Genomic DNA, 912 nt, shown 5'->3' on the forward strand with positions numbered 1-912 from the left:
GCTGCTGCTGGCCCTGCACCGTGAGGTAGTACACGCCGGCAGGCAGCGGCTGCAGGGGCAGCGTCAGGGGAGCCTCGGCGTTGGCGGTGCGGCGCAGCACGGTGCGGCCCTGCACGTCGCGCAGCGTCAGCTCATACGGCCCGGCGGGCAGCGTTGTCAGGTTCACCGTCACGGCTGAGGTGGCCGGGTTGGGGCTGAGCAGCAGCTCGGTAGCCGGGGCGTTGAGGCGCAGCGTCTGCACGGCCGAGTACGTGGCGGTGCCGTCGGTATCCACCTGGCGCAGGCGGTAGTACAGCGTAGTGGCGGCCGGCGGCGTATCCAGGAAGCTATAGGTGTGGCCCTGGCTGGTGGTGCCCTGCCCGGCGACCCGGCCAATCGGCCGGAAGGTGCGGCCGTCGGTGGCGCGCTCCAGCTCAAACCGGTCGTTGTGCAGCTCGGAGGCCGTCGCCCAGCGCAGCAATACCTGCCGGTTCTGCGCCGTGGCCGTAAACTGCGTCAGCTGCACGGGCAGTACCTGGAAGCTGCTGACCTGGTTTACGCCGCACTCCGAGGTACCGTAGCCGGCCAGGTACGCGGTGGCGGTAATCACGTCGCCGGGCTGGATGTTGCGGGCCACAGTGGTCAGGGTCGCATCGAAGGTGCCGTCGGCCGCGGCCGTGATGGTGCCCACGTAGTACTGAGCCTCCCCATGGGCCACCGACTGGCCGTCGCCGGCCACTACGGGGCCGTTTTGGTTGGTGTCGGTGTTGTTGGCGCTGTAGATTTCCACCGTGGCCCCGCCAAACTGCGGCTGGCCGGCAGCCGAGCCCACGTAGCCCTGCACCCGCAGGCGGTTGTTGCTGTCCTTGGAAATGTTGGTAATTACCGGGTAGTCGATGCCGCCGTTGGCCTGGCGGTAGGGCGGAATCTGGG

At 68.9% G+C, this 912-nt stretch carries 1 protein-coding gene; it reads right to left on the bottom strand.

The annotated features are described in order from the left end of the window. Nucleotides 1-912: T9SS type A sorting domain-containing protein (locus tag EI291_RS22530; RefSeq protein ID WP_170172772.1), on the bottom strand; the 912-nt coding region annotated here is incomplete at both ends.

Origin of the sequence: Hymenobacter rigui (assembly GCF_003944715.1) — a bacterium.
GTDB classification, from domain to species: Bacteria; Bacteroidota; Bacteroidia; order Cytophagales; family Hymenobacteraceae; genus Hymenobacter; species Hymenobacter rigui.